The organism is Monashia sp. HAY1-11D (assembly GCF_056868035.1).
Map to the genome: position 1 here is coordinate 2,899,347 of NZ_CP200320.1, position 19,296 is coordinate 2,918,642.

The window sequence follows — 19,296 nt, forward strand, 5'->3', positions numbered from 1 at the left end:
GATGGCGCGCGTGACGGTCACCCTTGCCGAGATCCGCGAGTCACCTCTGTCGGTCGACGAGGTGCTCGCGAGCGTGTCCGACCCGCGCGCCGGCGGCACGTGCCTGTTCATCGGCACCGTCCGTGACCACGACCGCCCGGCCGGGGCCGCGGGTGAGGGCGGCGGCACGGGCGAGCACGCCAGGGGCGTCAGCCACCTCGACTACACGGCACACCCGCAGGCCGCCGAGGTCGCCCGCGCGCTCGCCGAGAAGCACGCCGCGGACGGTCGGGTCGTGCGGATCGCGGTCGTCCACCGCGTCGGCCACCTCGAGGTCGGCGACCTCGCGGTCGTCGTCGGGGTCAGCGCCGAGCACCGCGGCGAGGCCTTCGAGGTGTGCCGGGCCCTCATCGACGAGTTCAAGGCCGGCGTGCCGATCTGGAAGCACCAGCAGTTCACCGACGGCGCCGACGAGTGGGTCGGTCTGCCGTGAGGACGATCCGACGCGTGCCGGACCAGCAGCCCGGCACGTACCCGCCCGTGCCCCGCGCGTCCGTCCCGGGTGTCCACGACCCCCGCCACGGCGACGACGGTCGGCTGACCCGGGGAACAAGGCGGTCCTCGGCCTCTTCTTCGCCTTCCTCGTCGCGATGGTCATCGGGTCCCTCGTGCACCTGCCGTACGCGGTCATGAGCCCCGGTCCGACGCAGGACACCCTCGGCGTCTCCTCCGACGGCAAGAAGACGCCGATCATCTCGGTGACCGGCCTGCCCACCTACCCGACCGACGGGGCGCTGCGGTTCACCACCGTCCGCGTCGAGGGCGGGCCCGGCTACCCGGTCGACGCGTGGGACGTCCTGCGGGCGTGGATCGACCCGACCCGCGACGTGTACCCGGTCGACGACGTCTTCGACCCGCAGGTCAGCGAGGAGCAGGTCGCCGAGGAGAACGCCGTCCAGATGGCCGGGTCGCAGGAGGAGGCCACCGCGGTCGCCCTGCGCGCCATCGGCAAGGTCGTACCGACCCACATCGTCATCGCCCAGCTGACCGACCAGTCCAGGGCCAAGGACCTGCTCCAGCCCAAGGACCGGATCCTGCGTGTCGGCGGCACCGAGATCACGTCGGCCGACGACGTCCGCACCGCGCTCCAGCAGCGTCGACCGGGCGAGAGCATCGAGCTGACGGTGTCGCGCGGCGGCAAGGACGTCACCGTGACCGTCCCGACCATCGAGGGGCAGGGCGGCCGGACGGCGCTCGGGGTCATCCTCAGCCTCGCGCACGACTTCCCCGCCACGGTGAAGATCGATGCCGGCTCGATCGGGGGCCCGTCGGCGGGCCTCATGTTCAGCCTCGGCATCTACGACAAGCTGACGCCGGGCGCGCTCGCGGGCAACCACCAGATCGCCGGCACCGGCACCATCGACGACGACGGCAACGTCGGGCCGATCGGCGGCATCCGCCAGAAGCTGGCGGGGGCCCGCGCCGACGGCGCCACCTGGTTCCTGGCGCCGGCGGGCAACTGCGACGAGGTCGTCGCCCACGTGCCCGACGGGCTGCAGGTCGTCAAGGTCTCGACGTTCGACCAGGCCCGCGACGCCGTCGAGGCGATCGCGAAGGACAAGACGGGCTCCCTGCCGCACTGCTGACCCCGGACGGAGCACCGCCCCACCGGGACAGGGGGCCGGTTCGGCCGGGCGGGCGCCTCGCTCAGTCCGAGAGGGTGGCGCGCAGGGCCTCGACGAGTCCGGGCGCGATGTCGCGACCGGTGGCCACGGCGTCGTCGGAGTCGTGGTCCCGTTGGCGCAGCAGGCAGATCGAGGAACCGTCCCGCAGCACCGCGACGACGAGCCGCACGTCCTTGCGGTCCGGGTGCGAGGCGAGCGCCTCGACGGCGTCGGCCGAGCGGCTCGGCAGGTCGCGCTCGGCCTCGGGCGGCACGACCATCCGCTCGATGGCGAAGGCGCAGCCGGCGACCTCGGCGGGCCAGGCGATCCGGCCGAGCAGCGTCTCGAGCGAGCTCGTCCGGGGCAGGCCGTCCTGTTCGATGGCGGTCAGCGCCCCGTCGGCGAGATCGGCCGGACCCATGCCGGCGCGCAGCTGCGGCTCACGCTCGAGCAGGTCCGAGGTGCGCACCAGGGCGAAGAGCCGGGCCGGCTGGTCCCAGCCGCCGGCGGCGACGTGACGCTCGGTGTCGAGGGCGGCGACGGCAAGGGGGTCGATGACGGGCTGCGGGTCCACGCGTCCATGCTGCCGCATCGTCCCGCCGGCCCCGACGTCGGACCCGAGGCGGGGGTCGACGGAGGCGCCGCATCGACGCCCGAGTCACGGTGCGGTATCGGCCCGGCGGACCGCACCGGTCCGCGGGTTATGGTTTGGCTGGCGGCACCGCCCGCCCCGTCGGCGGAGCCGAACCCGCCGGACCCCCCGCCCGCCCCAGCACCCGAGGCAACTCCACGTGAGCGACAGCAACTTCGGTCCCCCTCCGCGCAACTTCGACGACGACGACGCCGGCCCACCGCGGCGCCCGGACGGCGCGACACTGCCGCCCGCGCGGCGCCCCCTGGTCACGGCGCTCGTCGTCGCGGGCGCCCTCGTCGTCGTCCTGGCCATCGCGGCCCAGTTCTGGACCGAGGTGCTCTGGTACCAGTCGGTCTCCTTCTCCTCGGTCTTCACGACCCAGCTCGTCACCAAGACCGTCCTCGGCGTCGTCGGCGGCCTGCTCACGGCCGCGGTCGTGTGGTCGAGCATCCACATCGCCTTCCGAACCCGACCCATCTACGCGCCGTCACCCGACACGCAGGCCATGGAGCACTACCGGCAGCTCGTCGAGCCGATGCGCCGCACCGCCACGGTCGCCGCGCCGCTCGCCATCGGCCTGTTCGCCGGTCTGTCGGCAGCGACGCAGTGGGACACCTTCCTCCTGTGGCGCAACGGAACCCCCTTCGGCAGCCAGGACCCCGAGTTCCACCTCGACGTCGGCTTCTTCGTCTTCGACCTGCCGTGGATCAACTTCGTCATCGCCTTCCTGACGATGATCCTCGTCATCGGCTTCATCACCGCGGCCTTCACGCACTACCTCTACGGGGGCATCGTCGCGAGTCAGAAGATGCGCTCGACGCAGGCGGCCCGCGTCCACCTGTCCGTCATCACCGCGGTCCTCGTCCTCGTGCGCGGGGTCGCGTTCTGGGTCGACCGGTACAACCTCGCGACGGCGCAGTCGACGAAGATCACCGGCATCCAGTACACCCAGGCGCACGCCGACATCCCGACCAAGGGCATCCTCGCGCTCGCGGCCGTCATGTGCGCCCTGATGTTCCTCACGGTCATCTGGACCCGGTCCTGGCGCCTGCCCGTCGTCGGCGTCGCCGTGCTCGCCGTCATCGTCGTCGCCGTCGGGGGCATCTACCCGGCGCTCATCCAGTCGCTCAAGGTGCGCCCCTCCGAGAAGTCGCTCGAGGTGACGTACATCCAGCGCAACATCGACGCCACCCAGGCCGCGTACGGCTTCGACAAGATCAAGGTCGAGGCGTACGACACGAAGACGGTCGCAGCCCCCGGGCAGCTGCGCGGTGACGCCGCGACGGTTCCCGGCATCCGCCTCATCGACCCGAACATCGTCAGCCCGACCTTCAAACAGCTCGAGGCGAGCAAGGGCTACTACCAGTTCGCCGACGTCCTCGACGTGGACCGCTACCGGCTCGACGACAAGCTGCAGGACACCGTCATCGCGGCCCGAGAGCTGGACCTCAACGGCGTGCCCGACCTGCAGCGGAACTGGCTCAACGACCACACCGTGTACACCCACGGCTACGGCGTCGTCGCGGCGAAGGGCAACACCCGCGACTCGGACGGCGAGCCGACCTTCTTCGAGTCGCAGATCGGCACCGAGGGCGCGCTCGGCAAGTACGAGCCGCGCATCTACTTCGGCGAGTACTCGCCCGACTACTCGATCGTCGGCGGCGGCAAGAAGGAGTTCGACTACCCGGACCCCAAGGGCACCGGCCAGATCACCTACGCCTACCAGGGCACGGGCGGCGTCCAGCTCGACGCGCTCCGCCGCCTCGCGTACGCCGTCAAGTACCGGGAGATCAACTTCCTCCTGTCCGACGCCGTGACCAACGACTCGCGCATCCTCGACTACCGGACGCCGCGGGAGCGGGTGCAGCGCGTCGCGCCGTGGCTGACCCTCGACGGCAACGCCTACCCCGCGGTCGTCGACGGCCGCGTCCTGTGGATCCTCGACGGCTACACCACCTCGGCGAACTACCCGTACTCGGAGATGACGACGCTCGACACGGCCACCGAGGACGCCGTCACCAGCACGCGCACCGCGGTCCGCGCCGTGCAGGGCGGCCAGGTCAACTACGTCCGCAACTCGGTCAAGGCCACCGTCGACGCGTACGACGGCTCCGTGACGCTCTACCAGTGGGACGACCAGGACCCGGTGCTCAAGGCCTGGATGTCGATCTTCCCCGGTGTCGTCAAGCCGATGTCGGACATCAAGGGCTCGCTCATGGAGCACCTGCGCTACCCGGAGGACCTCTTCAAGGTCCAGCGCCAGCTGCTGCAGAGGTACCACGACAAGGACGCCAACTCCTTCTACGGCGGCCAGAACTTCTGGCGGGTGCCGGACGACCCGACGCAGTCCGGCGGGGACCTCATCCAGCCGCCGTACTACCTCTCGCTCGCGATGCCGGGCCAGAGCTCGCCGGCCTTCTCGTTGACCTCGACGTTCATGCCGACGGGTGACCGCAACGTCCTGTCGGGCTTCCTCGCCGTCGACGGCGATGCCGGCAACCAGGACGGCAGACGCTCGCAGAACTACGGCACGATGCGGCTGCTCGAGATGGGCGGTGGCAACGTCAGCGGTCCGGGCCAGGTCTACAACGACATGCGAACGTCGAGCACGACGTCGAACGACGCGTCGCTCGGTCGGCAGCTGACCCTCGCCCAGTTCATCTCGACGACGAGCAGCAACGGCGCCAACGTCATCTTCGGCAACCAGCTGACCCTGCCCGTGGGCGGCGGCCTGCTCTACGTCCAGCCGATCTACGTGCAGGCGGCCCGGGCGAGCGGAAGCGGATCCTTCCCGAAGCTCAACGCGGTCGCAGTGGCGTTCGGCGGCAAGATCGCGTGGGCGGGCTCGCTCGACGCGGCGCTCAACGACCTCTTCGGCGGCGAGTCCGGGGCCTCGGCCGGGGACACGGGGACCGGCACGCCCTCGACGCCGGGGGCCGGTGGCCCCGGTGGCACCGGAGGCACCCCGACCCCGACGGGCACGAGCACCTCCACGCCGAGCCCGACGACGACACGGCCGGCCCCGCCGGGCACCCCGAACGCGGCAGCTCTCGCCCAGGCCCTCAAGGACGCCGAGGCGGCCTACGCCGAGGGCGAGGCGGCGCTCAAGCGTGGCGACTTCGCCGCGTACGGTCAGGCCCAGGCCCGCCTCAAGCAGGCCCTCGAGCGCGCCGTGGCCGCGTCGCCACAGGGCACGGCGACGACGCGTCCCTGAGCGGACGCTTCGACGCCCGTCGGCGTCGTGATCGAAAACGACTGGGGCAGTGGCTGATTCGGCTGCCGCCCTAGTCGTCACCCCGGCGACGACACCGCTGCGGGCAGTCGTGGAGGCCGTGCACACCCGGGTCGACAGGGCCGATTTGGTCTTTCCCGGGGGCGTCGTCTAGGGTTGAGACATACCGACGCGGGGTGGAGCAGCTCGGTAGCTCGCCGGGCTCATAACCCGGAGGTCGCAGGTTCAAATCCTGCCCCCGCTACACAGGTCCTCCTGGCAGGAGGGCACCGGAAACCCTCGAACCCTCGGGTTCGGGGGTTTTCGTCGTTCCGGGGTCGGTGCTGCCGGCGGTCGGCCCCGCGCCCGGTGAAGGGGTATGTACCAGCACGAGCCCCCGGTGCCTCCGGCCACGGCTCGCCGTGGGGCACGCCCGGGCCTGGGCCGCCCCGACACCTGCCCTGAGTCGAGAGGACCTGACGTGCTACCGGGAAACCAGGAGTCGCACTGGATCGCCACCGTGCCGCCCGGGACGCCGTACCCCGTGCTGACCGAGGACGTCACGGTCGACGTCGTCGTGGTGGGGGCCGGCGTGGCGGGCATCAGCACGGCCTGGGAGCTGACCCGCGCGGGGCTCACGGTGGCGCTGCTGGACGCCGACCGGGTCGCGGCCGGCGTCACCGGGTACACGACGGCCAAGCTCTCGGCCCAGCACACCCTCATCTACGACCACCTGACCAGGCACCTCGGCGACGAGGCCGCGGCTCGCTACGCCGCGTCGCAGCAAGAGGCGATCGAGCACGTGGCGCAGGTCGCGGCCGAGCTGGGCATCGCGTGCGAGCTAGAGCGCTGCCCCGCCTACGTCTACGTCGAGGACCCGGCCCAGGTGGACGCGCTGAGGGCCGAGGCGGACGCGGCCGGTCGGGCCGGGCTGCCGGCCACCTTCACCACCGACACACCTCTGCCCTTCACCGTGGCCGGCGCCGTGTGCGTCGACGGGCAGGCGCAGTTCCACCCCCGCAAGTACCTGCTCGGCCTCGTCGAGGACATGGTCGCCCGGGGAGCGCAGGTCCACGAGCGGTCGCGGGTCGTCGAGCTCACCGAGGGCTCCCCGTGCCGGGTCGTGACCGAGCAGGGCGCCACCGTCACGGCTCGCCACGTGGTCGTGGCGACCAACTACCCGGTCTTCGACCGCGCCCTGCTGTTCTCCCGGCTCTCCGTCCGGCGTGAGCTGGTCGTGGCCGCCGCCGTGGAGCCCGACGTGGTCCCCGAGGGTCTGTTCATCACCTCCGAGCAGAACACGCGGTCGCTGCGCAGCGCCCCCTGGCACGACGGTCGGCGGCTGCTCATCGTCACCGGCGAACACTTCACACCGGGGGACGGCGACGTCACCCGCCTGTGGCAGAGCTCCTCGACTGGACCCGGGGACAGTTCCCCACCGCCGACGTCGTCTACCGCTGGGCAGCCCAGGACGCCACCTCGCTGGACAGGGTGCCCTACATCGGGCCGTTCCACCTGGGCGCGCAAAACACCTGGGTCGCAACGGGCTTCGGCGGGTGGGGCATGGCCAGCGGCGTCCTGGCCGGCCGGCTGCTCACGGACCTGGTCTGCGAGCGCGACAACCCGTGGGCCTCGCTGTACGACCCCCGTCGCCTGCACCCGCTCACCGAGCTGGGACCAGCCGTGAAGCTGCAGGCCAAGGTCGCCCGCCACTTCGTCGGCGACCGGCTCACCTCCCACGTTGACTCCGTCGACGAGATCCCGCTCGGCCAGGGCGCGGTGACCCGCATCGACGGCACGAGGTGCGCCGTCTACCGCGACGCCGACGGCCTGCTGACCGCGGTCTCCGCCACGTGCACCCACCTCGGCTGCCTGGTGCACTTCAACGACGCGGAGACGGCCTGGGAATGTCCCTGTCACGGTTCGCGGTTCGCCGTCGACGGCAGGGTGCTGCAGGGACCGGCGAACGAACCGCTGAAGCCGCATCCCCTGCACGCCCCGGCCTCCGGTGGTTGAGGGCCCGTCGTCCGCTGAGACGGGCTCAGGCCTTCACCGTCCGGGTGGCGGCGATGACGGAGCTCAGCTCGCGGTGCAGGTCCTGGAGCTGGGACACCTCCATGCCGAGCCGCGCGATGACCTGCGGCGGGACGCCGAGGGCCTTCCGGCGAAGCTCGCGACCCTGCTCCGTCAGCCCGACGTGGAGGGCGCGGTCGTCCGTGGGGTGCGGGTCGCGGCGCACGAGCCCGGCCCCCTCGAGGCGTCGGACGAGCGGTGAGACCGTGGCCGGCTCGAGGCTGAGGAGGTCGCCGATCTCCTTGACCGTCAGGGGCGCCCGTTCCCACAGGGCGAGCATGACGAGGTACTGCGGATGGGTCAGTCCCAGGGGTTCGAGGATCGGGCGGTAGAGCCCGATGACGTTGCGGGCGGCCACCGCCAGGGCGAAGCAGACCTGCTGGTCGAGCCGCAGGAGGTCGTCGGGGGAGTGGGACGCACCGGCGCCGACGGTGGGCACGGTGGGCACGGTGGGCACGGTGGGCTGGTCGTGGTCCGGTGCGGTCACGCCGATGTCTCCTGTCCTTCGGTCCTCGACCTCAGGATAGTATGTGTACTAATCATCAGTGCACGAACGATTTCACGAGGTGGTCCTCATGGCCCGAACCCCCCGCTCCGGGCGTCTGTCGCTCGCCTACCGCCTCGGCTACAACCTGAGGATGCTCGGCCTCAGCCTCTTCGGCCCGGCCCAGCTGGGGGAGCGCAACGACCCCAAGGAGCGTCTGCGGCGTGAACGAGCCGCTCGCGAGGCGGCGCTGCAGGCCGCCGCACGAGACGAGGCGCGCTGACCCGCTGACCCGGCCCGCCACGCAGGCGCGGCGGACCGGATCCCGAGGTTCAGGCCAGGCTCGTGGCCGGCAGCTCGAACCAGCGCAGGTGGTCGAAGTCCACGTCGACGCTGCCCGGGCCGCACCGCACGGGCTCGGCCTCGGCGAGGACCTGCCGGGCATCGGCGAGGTGCTGCTCCAGCGCCTCCTCGCCCAGCCGGTCGGTGTGGCGCGGGTAGTCCAGGCCGTCGGCGCCGAAGCGGACGTCGCGCAGTCGCAGCGGTGGCTCGACGGGCCCGTTGCGGTGTCGCCACAGACCCGTCGCCGGCTCGAAGGAGTAGTCACCGAGGAGGCGCCAGCCGTCCCTGGCCACGAGCCGGACGGCCTCGATGACGTAGTCGGCCACGGCGTCGGAGATGAAGTAGTTGAAGTTGATGCGCACCCATCCGGGCTTGATGCCCTCGCAGCCGCGGCCGATCTCGCGCTCGAACTCGTGCGAGCGCTCGAGGTCGATGCCGAGCAGGTGGTGGCCGTAGGGCCCCGCGCACGAGCACCCGCCACGCGACTGGATCCCGAAGAGGTCGTTGAGGACGGCGACGACGAAGTTGTGGTGCAGGTACGGGCCGTCGGGGGAGCGCACGACGAACGAGACGATGGACAGGCGCTCGGCGTCGAGGTTGCCGAGGATCTCGATGGCCGGCTCCTGGGTCCAGGCCTCGGCGGCGCGGCGCAGGAAGGCGTCCTCGCGGGCTCGGATCGTCGCGACGCCGACCGCTTCCTTGAGTGCGAACACGAGCCCGGCGCGGATCGACTCGACGATGGCGGGCGTCCCGCCCTCCTCCCGGTGGGCGGGGTCGGTGAGGTAGTCGTGGGCCGCCGGGTTGACGTAGGCGACGGTGCCGCCGCCCGGGACGTCGGGTACCCGGTTGGTGAGCAGCTCACGCCGGACGACGAGGACGCCCGGCGTGGCCGGACCGCCGATGAACTTGTGCGGGCTGAGGAACACGGCGTCCTTGCGGGCCAGGTCGCTCGCGACGCCCCGCCCCCCGCGCCCGTACATCTCGATGTCGACGTACGGTCCCGCGGCGGCGAAGTCCCAGAAGGCGAGGGCGCCGTGCTCGTGCAGGAGCGTCGAGATCGCGTCGGTGTCGGTGACGATGCCGGTGACGTTGCTCGCGGCGGAGAAGGAGCCGATGCGCAACGGCCGGTCGGCATGCTCCTGGAGCCGGTCCCGCAGCACCACGAGGTCGACATGGCCGTCCAGGTCCTGGGGGATGACGACGACGTCGGCGACGCACTCGCGCCACATGACCTCGTTCGAGTGGTGCTCGTAGGGGCCGATGAAGACGACCGGGCGCTGGTCGGAGGGCACGAGCTCGCTGGCGTGCCAACGGTCCTCGAAGCCGGACGGGACACGGAGGCCGAGGATGCCGACCAGCTTGTCGATGGCGCCGGTGCAGCCGGAGCCGGCGAAGACGACGACGGTCTCGTCGTCGCCGCCCACGGCGTCGCGGATGGTCCGACGGGCGTCCTCCCGCAGCCGCGTCGTCTGGAGGCCGGTGCCCGAGCTCTCGGTGTGCGTGTTCGCGTAGCGAGGCAGGACCTCGTCGCGGACGAAGTCCTCGATGAAGCCCAGCGCCCGCCCCGACGCCGTGTAGTCGGCGTAGGTGACGCGGCGCGGGCCGTACGGGCCGACCATGACCTGGTCGTCGCCGATGACGGAGGCGCGGATGGTCGCGAGCAGGTCGGGGTCCGGAGTGGTGCTGGCGGTCATGGACCAACCATAGCGTCAAGTGATGCTATTCGTCACAACCATAACCCACAGTTTGCTAAGGGTGCGGCGTCGCGCGAGGTCCCGAGGGCGCCCGCGAACTCTCGCCCTCGTCGCATAGGGTCGAGCGCGTGACGTCGATCTCCTATCCCCTCGCGGAGCGCACGCTGCCCAACGGTCTGCGCGTCATCGTCAGCGAGGACCACGCCGTGCCCAACGTCGCCGTCAACCTCTGGGTCGGCGTCGGCTCCCGCCACGAGGCGCCCGGGCGCACCGGGTTCGCGCACCTGTTCGAGCACCTCATGTTCCAGGGCAGCCGCAACGTGGCCTCGGGAGAGCACTTTTCGGCGCTCATGGACGAGGGCGCCCGCCTCAACGCGACGACGTGGTTCGACCGCACGAACTACTTCGAGACCGTCCCGACCGGCGCCCTCGAGCTCGCCCTGTGGCTCGAGGCGGACCGGCACGGCTACCTGCTCGACGCGGTCAACCAGGAGAACCTCGACAACCAGCGCGACGTCGTCAAGGAGGAGAAGCGCCAGCGGTACGACAACGTCCCGTACGGCACGGCCCTCATCGACATCTACGCGACGGCCTTCCCGGAGGACCACCCCTACCACCACCCGACGATCGGCTCCATGGAGGACCTCGACGCGGCGACGGTCGAGGACGTCCACGCCTTCTTCCGGGCCCACTACGGCCCCAACAACACCGTCCTCACGCTCGTCGGGGACCTCACCCCCGAGGACGGGTTCGCGGCCGCCGAGAGGTACTTCGGCCACCTGCCGGCCATCGAGCTGCACGAGCAGCCAAGACGGCCGCAGCTGCCGCCGCTGGAGGCGCCGGTGCGCCTCGACCGCGTCGGTGACGTGCCGAACGACCGGCTCTACGTGGCGTTCCGGCTGCCCGTCGACACGACGCCCGAGTACCACGCCTGCCAGGTCGCCGTCGACGTGCTCGGCGGCCTGGCCAGCTCGCGCCTCATCCGGCGCCTCGTGCGCCGCGACGAGACGGCCGTCGCGGTCGGGGGCTGGACGATGGGCCTCGTCGACGGCGTCGGTCTGGGCGCCTTCACCGTCGACGTCGCGGAGGGCGCCGACGTCGAGCGGGTCGAGGAGGTGCTCTGCGAGGAGCTGTCGGCCCTCGCCGAGCAGGGGCCGGACGCCGAGGAGATGGAGTCGGTCGTCGCCGACACGGAGCGCTCGTGGCTCAGCGCCCTCGCCAGCATCGAGGAGCGGGCCGACCACATCAGCCACCACGCCCTGCTGACCGGTGACGCCGGCTACGTCAACGCGTTCGTCGACCAGGTCCGCGCCGTGACCCCCGACGCGGTCCGCGCCGTGACGGCCGCGTGGCTCGCGCCCGAGGCTCGCGCGGTCGTGCGCTACCTCGCCGAGCCGGGAGCCACCGCAGGCGGCGAGGGGGAGGAGGCGGCATGAGCACGCCCACGTCCGACACCACCGTCGCTCGACCCGCCGTCGCCGCCCCGCAGCCCTGGGCCTTCCCGGAGCCCGTGACCCACGACCTGCCCAACGGCCTGCACCTGGTCACCTACGACGTGCCCGGCCAGTACGTCCTGTCGCTGCGCCTCGGCCTGCCCGTATCACTGCGGGACGAGCCGCGGGACCGCGAGGGCGTCGCGACGATCATGGCCCGCACCCTCGACGAGGGCACCGAGCACCACAGCGCCGACGAGTTCGCCCGGCTGCTCGAGCGCAAGGGCGTGGGGTTCGGCGCCGGCCTGTCCGAGGCCGGCCTGTCGGTCGACCTCGACGTCGTCAAGGGAAACCTCGAGCCGGCCCTGGACCTGCTGCGCCAGATCCTCACCGAGCCGGTGTTCCCGCACGCGGAGGTGGCACGCCAGGTTCGCACCCGGCTCGCCGAGATCGAGCAGGAGCGGTCCGTCGCCGCGCACCGGGCCATCCTCGAGTTCGTCCGCACGTTCTACGACGCCGACGACCGCGCCTCCCGCCCCACCGGCGGGACCCGCGAGACCGTGGCGGCCATCACGCGCGACGACGTCGTGGCGTTCCACGCCGAGCACGTCGTCGCCGCCGGTGTGACGATGGTCGTCGCCGGCGACCTCGAGGGCCTCGACGTGCCCGCCCTCGTCGAGTCGGCCCTCGGCGGATGGCAGCACGGGCCTCGTGAACGGGGCAGGCACCTCGACACCGCGGGCACGCTGGCCCCGGACCGGTCGCGCGTCGTCTTCGTGTCGCGTCCGGGTTCGGTGCAGACCGAGCTCGTCGTGGGGGCTCCCGGGCCCGACCGGTCGGTCGAGGGCGGCTGGGCGCCCTACCCGGTGCTGGGGTTCGTCCTCGGCGGGTCTCCGAACGCGCGCGTCGACGCGGTGCTCCGCGAGGAGAAGGGCTACACCTACGGCATCCGCTCCAGCTTCCGTCCCCGACGTCGCGGCGGGCTCTTCCTCACCACCGGCTCCGTGCGGTCCGACTCGACCGAGGACGCCGTGCGCCTGCTCCTCGACATCCTGGGCGGCGGATGGAAGGGGTTCAGCGACAAGGAGATCCGCTCCGGTGTCGACTACATCTCCAAGACCGCCCCGGGTCGTTACGCCACTGCCGACACCATCGCCGACGAAGCCGTCGGCATGGCGCTCGACGGCCGCACGACGGCCTTCACCACCGAGAACCTGCGCGATCTGGCGACGGTCGACGCCGCCCGCGTCGAGGCGGCGTTCCGCCGGTTCGCCGAGGAGGCGGGGATCACCGGCGAGGAGCCGGGCGCCGGCTGGACGATCGTCCTCGTCGGTGACGCCGAGGCGCACCTGGAAGCCGTCCGCGGCCTCGGTCTCGGCGAGGTCACCGTCGTGCGCGACGCGCCTCGCTGACCAGGCCCCGCCGGACGGGCCGGAGCACGCCGTCGCTGACCGCGCTCAGGTCAGCGGCTGCTCGAGGACGTAGTCGTCCTCGTACCGGCCGCCCACGAGGAAGCGCTTGGTGCCGACGCGCTCGAAGCCGCTCTTGGCGTAGAACCGCTGGGCGCGCTCGTTCTGCTGGTTCACCCCGAGCCAGATGCCGGCCGCACCGGTGGAGCGTGCCCACCCGATCGCCTCGGCCATGAGACGAGCGGCGGTACCGCGACCGTGCGACGAGGGGAGCACGTAGATCTTGCTCAGCTCGACGGTGGGCCGGTGACGGATCGCAGCGCGGACGTCGTCGTCGGACGGCTCGCCGGCCACGAGCATCGCGTAGCCGACGGCCGTGCCGTCCTCCTCGGCCAGGAGCAGGTGGCGGGCCGGGTCGAGGACGTACTCGGCGAACCGGTCCGGGGACAGCACGTCGGAGACGAAGGCCTCGACGCGGTCGCGCGTCATGTCCGGCGGGCAGGCGAGGGCGAAGGTCTCGGCCGCGACCGCTGCGAGCGCGGGCACGTCGGCGGGGCCTGCCGCGCGTACGAGCAGCCCCATGGCTCAGGCGTTCTCCGGGTTCGAGGCCGCGCGCGCGGCCTCGCGGTCGGACGGCATGCCGATGCGCTCGAGCACCGTGTCGTGAAGCAGGCCGTTGGTCGCCACGGCGTTGCCGCTCCAGCAGCCGGGTCGGCCGTCCAGCCCCGTGAACCGCCCGCCGGCCTCCTCGACGATCGCGACGAGCGCGGCCATGTCGTGCACCTCGAGCTCGGGCTCCGCGGCGATGTCGACGGCACCCTCGGCGACGAGCATGTAGGACCAGAAGTCCCCGTAGGCGCGGGTGCGCCAGCAGTCGTCCATGAGGTCGAGGAAGTCGTCGCGCCGCCCTCGTACCCGCCAGCCGGAGAGCGAGGAGTACGACAGCGACGCGTCCCCGAGGCGTCCCACGTGCGACACCTCGATCGGCTTGGCCGACGACAGCGACCGGCCGGTCCAGGCGCCGCTGCCGACCGCGGCCCACCAGCGCCGACCGAGGGCCGGCGCGGAGACGACGCCGAGGACCGGCACGTTGTCGACCACGAGGGCGATGAGGGTCGCCCACACCGGGACGCCACGGACGAAGTTCTTCGTGCCGTCGATGGGGTCGACGATCCACCGCCGTGGCCCGTGGCCCGTCGTCTCGAACTCCTCGCCCTGGACGGCGTCGCGCGGACGGGTGCGCTTGAGCTGGGACCGGACGAGCTCCTCGGCGGCCCGGTCGGCGTCGGTGACCGGCGTGAGGTCGGGCTTGCTCTCGACGACGAGGTCGGCGGCGCGGAAACGGCTCAGGGTCACGCGCTCGACGGCGTCGGCGAGCACGTGGGCCAGGCGGAGGTCGTCGTCGTAGGAGGTCACCGGGTCAACCTAGCCTGCGCCGGGCGACCGCGGTGGGAACGGTCGCGCGGTGGCGTCCGCGACGTGTGCCGAGGCGTCTCGGCAGAACGGGCATCCCTGTGCCTCAGCGTTCCTCGGTCGAGCGACTCGACAGGAGCCGGCGCAGGGAGGCGAGCCGCGACGGTCCGGCGGAACCGGCGTGCCCACCGGCCACCCACGCGTCCAGCGCGCACTCGTCCTCGTCGTGGGTGCAGCCGCGGGGGCACTCCGCGGTGCCTTCGGCGAGGTCGGGGAAGTGGTCGATGATGCGGTCCGGGTCGATGTGGGCCAGCCCGAACGAGCGCACGCCCGGGGTGTCGATGACCCAGCCGTCGTCGTCGGGCAGGCGCAGCGCGACGGCGTTGGTGGAGGTGTGCCGGCCACGTCCCGTCGTGTCGTTGACGACGCCGGTGGCCCGCATCGCCGTCGGCACGAGGGCGTTGACGAGCGTGCTCTTGCCGACCCCGGAGTGCCCCACGAGCACGGAGACCCTGCCCGCCAGCCGGTCGCGCAGCTCCTCGAGGCCGGTGAACCCGTCGCGGGTCCGGGCCGTGACGACGTGCTCGACCTCGAGCGGCGCGTACGTCGCCAGGAAGGGGGCGGGGTCGACGAGGTCCGCCTTGGTCAGCGCGAGCAGCGGCTCGAGGTCGGCGTCGTAGGCCGCGACGAGGCAGCGGTCGACCATCCGCGGCCGCGGCACCGGGTCGGCGAGCGCCGTGACGATGACGAGCTGGTCGGCGTTGGCCACGATGATCCGCTCGTAGGGGTCGGTGTCGTCGGCCGTGCGTCGCAGCACCGACCGGCGGTCCTCGATGCGCACGATGCGGGCCAGGGCATCCGGTCCGCCGGCGAGGTCGCCGACGAGCGCGACGTCGTCGCCGACGACGACCCGGGTCCGGCCGACCTCGCGTGCCTTCATGGCCGTGACGACGCGTTCGGGCTCCTTGCGCCCGAGCGCGCCCTGGGGCACGAGGCACGTGTACCGCCCGCGGTCGACGCCGATGACCATCGCGACGACCGCGTCGGCGTGCGCCGGACGCTCCTTGGTGCGGGGCCTCGAGCCCTTGCGGCTGGGGCGGACGCGGACGTCCCCCTCGTCGAGGTCCCGCCAGCTCATCGGGGCAGCACCACGGGCGCCGCACCGGCGAGCATGCCGTGCCACAGGCCGACGAAGTCCGGCAGCGTCTTGCGGGTCGTGCCGATGTCCTCGACCTGGACGCCGGGGACGCGCAGGCCGACGATCGCGCCCGCGGTGGCCATGCGGTGGTCGTGGTAGGTGCGGAACCGCCCGCCGTGCAAGGCCGCCGGCGCGATGCGCAGACCGTCCTCGGTCTCGGTGACCCGGCTGCCCAGACCGCCGAGCTCGGCCGTCAGCGCGGCCAGCCGGTCGGTCTCGTGCCCGCGGATGTGGGCGACGCCACGGATCCACGACGGACTGGACGCCAGCGCCGCGAGGGCGGCCACGGTCGGGGTCAGCTCGGCCGCGTCGTGCAGGTCGATGTCGATGCCCGCGAGCTCGTCGCCACCGCTGACGGTCAGGCCCCAGCGGTCGAGGCGGACGTCGGCGCCCATGGCGTCGAGGATCTCCCGGAGCATGTCGCCGGCCTGCGTCGTGTGCTGGGGCCAGCCCGGTACCCGGACCGTGCCGCCGGCGACGAGCGCGGCCGCGACGAAGGGCCCGGCGTTGGACAGGTCCGGCTCGACGGACACGTCGAGGGCGTTGATCTCCGACGGCTCGACGCGCCACGTGTTCGGCTCGCTGTCGTCGACGATGGCACCCGCGTCGCGGAGCGTCTCGACCGTCATGAGGATGTGCGGCTCGCTCGGGACGGGCTTGCCGTCGTGGTGGACCGTGACGCCGTCGTCGTAGCGGGCGCCGGCGAGCAGGAGGCTCGAGATGAACTGCGAGGACATCGACGCGTCCATCGTGACGCTGCCGCCGGCCAGCCCGCCGCGTCCGTGGACGCTGATCGGCAGGTGCCCCTCGGCGTCGTCGATGTCGGCGCCGAGCGTGCGCAGCGCGTCGATGACCGGGCCCATCGGCCGGACCCGCGCCTGCGGGTCGCCGTCGAGCAGCACCGGGCCGTCGGCGAGCACGGCGACCGCGGGCAGGAACCGCATGACGGTGCCGGCGAGGCCGCAGTCCACGCGCCCGTCGCCCCGGAGCGTCTCCGGGGGAGTGACGAGCCAGTCCTCGACGGCTCCGGGCGCGGTCTCGCCCTCCGGTGGCACGTCGTCGATGCGGACGCCGAGGCTGCGCAGCGCGTCGGCCATGAGGAGCGTGTCACGCGAGCGGAGCGGCGCCCGCAGGCGCGACCGGTCGCTCGCGAGGGCCGCGAGGACGAGGTAGCGGTTGGTCAGGGACTTGCTGCCGGGCAGGACCACGGTGGCGTCCAGCGGCCCGGGGGTGGTCGGGGCCGGCCAGTCCGGGTCCGTCGGTGTGTCGGTCGGCGTGTCGGTCGGGGTGCCCGTCCGCGTGTCCGTCAGGGTGCCACCGGCGGGACCGGCCTCGGCACCTGCGGGACCCGCGGCCTGGTGGGGGCCCGTGGGCAGGGGATCGGCAGGGAGGGGATCAGCGGGACTCAAGTCAGCTCACGACGTCCTGGGCTCGATGGGCGAGGAGGCGGGCCTCGCGCGTGGCGGTCGCCCTGGCGTGGCGTGCCTCACGGCGGGTGGTCTTCGTGGCGTGCTGCGCGCGCCACGCGAGGCCCGGACGGCCTGCGGTGTCGGCGGCTGCGAGGAGCAGGCCGCCGAGGAGGCCGACGTTCTTGAGGAAGAGGCTGCGGCTCGCGGCCTTGCGGGCCGGGTCGGTCTCGTCCCAGAAGGCGTGCTCGATCGCCGTCGTCGGCACGATCGAGGCGGCGAGCACGGTGGACGCGATGCGCGGCAGCCGGCCCGTGGCCAGCAGGACGCCGCCGCCGAGGAGCGCCGCGCCGTTGACGCGGACGACGAGGTCGGGGTCCTTCGCGGCGCGCGCCACCTTGTCCGAGCCGGGCACCTGGTCCGGGACCTTCCCGAGCAGGTGCGCCGCCTTGTCGGTGCGCGCGGACGGGTTGCGCAGGGCATCGACCCCCGCGGCGATGAACACGGACGCGAGCAGGGGACGAGCGAGACGGCGGACGATCATGACCTTCCTCCTCCGGCCACGGCCGTGCGGGACGGGCGTGGCCATCGTGGACCAGTGGGAACCTACGGTAGCGACATACCCGCGGTCGCACGCCCCCGCGCCCACCGACCCGGGCGTGACACTGGCGTGACACGGGCGTCGACACCGGGTGGACCTAGGCTGGGCGCCATGTGTGGGAGGTACGCCGCCAGCGCCCGGCCCGACGAGCTCGTCGAGGCCTTCGACGTCGACGAGGACCACACCGCCGAGCCGGCCCGAAGCATCCTCAAGAACCCCCAGAACCCACCCGCGGGCGAGCCGGACTGGAACATGGCGCCGTCCAAGCAGGCGCCGGTCGTGCTGACCCGGGCGCCTCGCGTCCCCAGCGCCGCCGACGCGGCCGATGCCGCCGGTTCCGCGGACCCCGCCGACGCCACCGGCGTCGCTCGCGGTGGCTCGGGGGTCGACACGGCCGCGGTGCGTCAGCTGCGCCTGCTGACGTGGGGGCTCGTACCGGCCTGGGCCAAGGACGTCACGATGGGCCAGCGGATGACGAACGCGCGGGCCGAGTCGGTCCTCGGCAAGGGGGCCTTCGCGAAGGCGGCCCTGTCGCGGCGGTGCGTCGTGCCGGCCGACGGCTGGTACGAGTGGCAGGTCTCACCGACCGCCCTCGACGCCAAGGGCAAGCCGCGCAAGCAGCCCTTCTTCATCCGCCGCGCCGACGGTGCGCCGGTCGGCTTCGCCGGCCTGTACGAGTTCTGGCGCGACCGCCAGCGACCCGACGGCGACCCGGACGCCTGGCTGACGACCTTCACCATCATCACGACCGCCGCCGACCCGGGCATGGACCGGATCCACGACCGGCAGCCCCTCGTCCTCGAGCCGGAACAGTGGGCGCGTTGGCTCGACCCGGCCGAGAAGGACCCCGCCTACGTCCAGGGCGTGCTCGAGTTCGCGAGCCCGGGCCGCTTCGAGGCCTACCCGGTCGGCCGAGCTGTCGGGGCCACGTCGAACAACGGCCCGCACCTGCTCGACCCCGTGCCCAGGGAGGCAGCTCGTCGGTGTCGTCGACCCGATGACCGGCGAGGTGATCGGGTCGTGACGCCGCCGTCGCGAGAGCCCGGACGAGGGTACGGGGTGCGACCCGCCGTCCGCGAGGTGGAGACACCGCAGGGTCCCGCGCGGGTCCACGTGTGGCGTCCGGTGCGCGCCGGCTCGACGGTCGTCCTCGGGCACGGCGCCGGCGGGGGTCTGGGGGCGCTCGACCTGACGGTGGCCCGCGAGGCCCTCGTGGCCTCGGGCCGGGCGGTCGCGCTCGTCGAGCAGCCGTGGCTCGTCGCCGGGTGCAAGGTCGCCGGGCGGCCGCCGACGCTCGACGAGGCCTGGGTGCCGGTCGTGGAGGCGCTGCTGTCGGGACGGTCCCGCCTGCCGCGTCCCCTCGTCGTCGGCGGTCGCAGCGCGGGCGCCCGCGTCGCCTGCCGGACGGCGGCCGCCCTCGGGGCCGACGCCGCGCTCCTGCTCAGCTTCCCGCTCCACCTGCCGGGCCGTCCGGACCGGCTGCGCGCGGACGAGCTGGCGCTCGCACCCGACCCGACCTGGGTGGTCCAGGGCCTCCGCGACACGTTCGGCACACCCGAGGAGGTGCGTCCCCACCTGCCGCCCGGCGCGACGCTCGTCGAGGTCCCGGGCGCCCACAGCTTCCCCCGCAGCTCACGGACCCGGCTCGCCGAGGAGCTGACCCGGATCGCGGGAATGCTGCCCGGCGTGTGACCGTTGCACGTGGCATGGTTCCCAGCCCCTGCGTCGCCCCCGAGCGCCGGTCCGGCTCTCCCT

16 protein-coding genes, 1 tRNA gene and 3 pseudogenes are annotated in these 19,296 nt (G+C 72.9%); 12 read left to right on the plus strand and 8 right to left on the minus strand.

The features are described from left to right. Position 1 precedes the first annotated feature (1 nt). Together AC1VM9_RS13390 and AC1VM9_RS13395 are read left to right on the plus strand one after the other, a co-directional pair. Positions 2 to 472: a molybdenum cofactor biosynthesis protein MoaE gene (locus AC1VM9_RS13390; RefSeq protein ID WP_481341058.1), complete on the plus strand. Its 471-nt coding sequence runs from the start codon at positions 2 to 4 to the stop codon at positions 470 to 472. Between the two features lie 157 nt (positions 473 to 629). Continuing rightward, positions 630 to 1,625: a YlbL family protein gene (locus AC1VM9_RS13395; protein WP_483122983.1), complete on the plus strand. Its 996-nt coding sequence runs from the start codon at positions 630 to 632 to the stop codon at positions 1,623 to 1,625. Positions 1,626 to 1,686: 61 nt separating this feature from the next. On the opposite strand, the gene AC1VM9_RS13400 is transcribed toward AC1VM9_RS13395, so the two are convergent. Next, positions 1,687 to 2,235 carry a PPA1309 family protein gene (locus AC1VM9_RS13400; RefSeq protein ID WP_483122984.1) on the minus strand — a complete coding sequence of 183 codons (549 nt, stop codon included), beginning with the start codon at positions 2,233 to 2,235 and terminating at the stop codon, positions 1,687 to 1,689. A gap of 199 nt (positions 2,236 to 2,434) precedes the next feature. Here AC1VM9_RS13400 and AC1VM9_RS13405 point away from each other — a divergent pair, with 199 nt between their 5' ends. The 5 genes and pseudogenes from AC1VM9_RS13405 to AC1VM9_RS13425 all read left to right on the plus strand — a co-directional run bounded on the left by AC1VM9_RS13405 (position 2,435) and on the right by AC1VM9_RS13425 (position 7,504). Further along, complete coding sequence (locus AC1VM9_RS13405) at positions 2,435 to 5,491, plus strand: UPF0182 family membrane protein (RefSeq protein ID WP_483122985.1); 3,057 nt, start codon at positions 2,435 to 2,437, stop codon at positions 5,489 to 5,491. Between the two features lie 188 nt (positions 5,492 to 5,679). Continuing rightward, positions 5,680 to 5,753, plus strand: a tRNA-Met gene (locus AC1VM9_RS13410). A 114-nt stretch (positions 5,754 to 5,867) separates the two neighbouring features. After that, positions 5,868 to 6,845, plus strand: a pseudogene (locus tag AC1VM9_RS13415) (NAD(P)/FAD-dependent oxidoreductase); the annotation flags it as partial. A 41-nt stretch (positions 6,846 to 6,886) separates the two neighbouring features. Continuing rightward, positions 6,887 to 7,033: pseudogene (locus AC1VM9_RS13420) on the plus strand (hypothetical protein); the annotation flags it as partial. Positions 7,034 to 7,171: 138 nt separating this feature from the next. Then, the gene (locus AC1VM9_RS13425; RefSeq protein WP_483124016.1) at positions 7,172 to 7,504 is read left to right on the plus strand and encodes a Rieske 2Fe-2S domain-containing protein; all 333 of its coding nucleotides are present in this window, start codon (positions 7,172 to 7,174) and stop codon (positions 7,502 to 7,504) included. Between the two features lie 25 nt (positions 7,505 to 7,529). Here the strand turns inward: AC1VM9_RS13425 and AC1VM9_RS13430 are convergent, their stop codons facing one another. Continuing rightward, entirely contained in the window at positions 7,530 to 8,018 is a 489-nt protein-coding gene (locus AC1VM9_RS13430) for a MarR family winged helix-turn-helix transcriptional regulator (protein ID WP_481339808.1), read from the minus strand. Between the two features lie 118 nt (positions 8,019 to 8,136). On the opposite strand from AC1VM9_RS13430, the gene AC1VM9_RS13435 reads away from it, so the two are divergent. Beyond that, positions 8,137 to 8,328: a hypothetical protein gene (locus AC1VM9_RS13435; RefSeq protein ID WP_481339678.1), complete on the plus strand. Its 192-nt coding sequence runs from the start codon at positions 8,137 to 8,139 to the stop codon at positions 8,326 to 8,328. 49 nt (positions 8,329 to 8,377) lie between these two features. Here the strand turns inward: AC1VM9_RS13435 and AC1VM9_RS13440 are convergent, their stop codons facing one another. Next, a complete protein-coding gene (locus tag AC1VM9_RS13440; RefSeq protein ID WP_483122986.1) occupies positions 8,378 to 10,081 on the minus strand; it encodes an aminotransferase class V-fold PLP-dependent enzyme in 1,704 nt (567 codons plus the stop codon). A 128-nt stretch (positions 10,082 to 10,209) separates the two neighbouring features. Here AC1VM9_RS13440 and AC1VM9_RS13445 point away from each other — a divergent pair, with 128 nt between their 5' ends. Next, the gene (locus AC1VM9_RS13445; RefSeq protein ID WP_483122987.1) at positions 10,210 to 11,517 is read left to right on the plus strand and encodes a M16 family metallopeptidase; all 1,308 of its coding nucleotides are present in this window, start codon (positions 10,210 to 10,212) and stop codon (positions 11,515 to 11,517) included. Further along, complete coding sequence (locus AC1VM9_RS13450) at positions 11,514 to 12,926, plus strand: M16 family metallopeptidase (RefSeq protein ID WP_483122989.1); 1,413 nt, start codon at positions 11,514 to 11,516, stop codon at positions 12,924 to 12,926. Before AC1VM9_RS13445 ends, AC1VM9_RS13450 begins: the two co-directional genes overlap by 4 nt. A gap of 45 nt (positions 12,927 to 12,971) precedes the next feature. On the opposite strand, the gene AC1VM9_RS13455 is transcribed toward AC1VM9_RS13450, so the two are convergent. The 5 genes from AC1VM9_RS13455 to AC1VM9_RS13475 all read right to left on the minus strand — a co-directional run bounded on the left by AC1VM9_RS13455 (position 12,972) and on the right by AC1VM9_RS13475 (position 17,484). After that, positions 12,972 to 13,505 (minus strand): GNAT family N-acetyltransferase, encoded by a 534-nt coding sequence (locus AC1VM9_RS13455; protein ID WP_483122991.1) that lies wholly within the window; start codon positions 13,503 to 13,505, stop codon positions 12,972 to 12,974. 3 nt (positions 13,506 to 13,508) lie between these two features. Then, a complete protein-coding gene (hisN, locus tag AC1VM9_RS13460; RefSeq protein WP_483122992.1) occupies positions 13,509 to 14,339 on the minus strand; it encodes a histidinol-phosphatase in 831 nt (276 codons plus the stop codon). 103 nt (positions 14,340 to 14,442) lie between these two features. Next, on the minus strand, positions 14,443 to 15,474 hold the full coding sequence (rsgA, locus tag AC1VM9_RS13465; protein WP_483122993.1) for a ribosome small subunit-dependent GTPase A: 1,032 nt from the start codon (positions 15,472 to 15,474) through the stop codon (positions 14,443 to 14,445). Then, a complete protein-coding gene (gene aroA, locus AC1VM9_RS13470; RefSeq protein WP_483124017.1) occupies positions 15,471 to 16,844 on the minus strand; it encodes a 3-phosphoshikimate 1-carboxyvinyltransferase in 1,374 nt (457 codons plus the stop codon). The genes rsgA and aroA overlap by 4 nt, the downstream gene beginning before the upstream one ends. Before the next feature lie 100 nt (positions 16,845 to 16,944). Continuing rightward, complete coding sequence (locus tag AC1VM9_RS13475; RefSeq protein WP_481339697.1) at positions 16,945 to 17,484, minus strand: DoxX family protein; 540 nt, start codon at positions 17,482 to 17,484, stop codon at positions 16,945 to 16,947. A 168-nt stretch (positions 17,485 to 17,652) separates the two neighbouring features. Between AC1VM9_RS13475 and AC1VM9_RS13480 the strand changes: the two are divergent. Then, positions 17,653 to 18,565: pseudogene (locus AC1VM9_RS13480) on the plus strand (SOS response-associated peptidase). A 170-nt stretch (positions 18,566 to 18,735) separates the two neighbouring features. Beyond that, the gene (locus tag AC1VM9_RS13485) at positions 18,736 to 19,233 is read left to right on the plus strand and encodes an alpha/beta hydrolase family protein (RefSeq protein WP_483124018.1); all 498 of its coding nucleotides are present in this window, start codon (positions 18,736 to 18,738) and stop codon (positions 19,231 to 19,233) included. Positions 19,234 to 19,296: the final 63 nt, after the last annotated feature.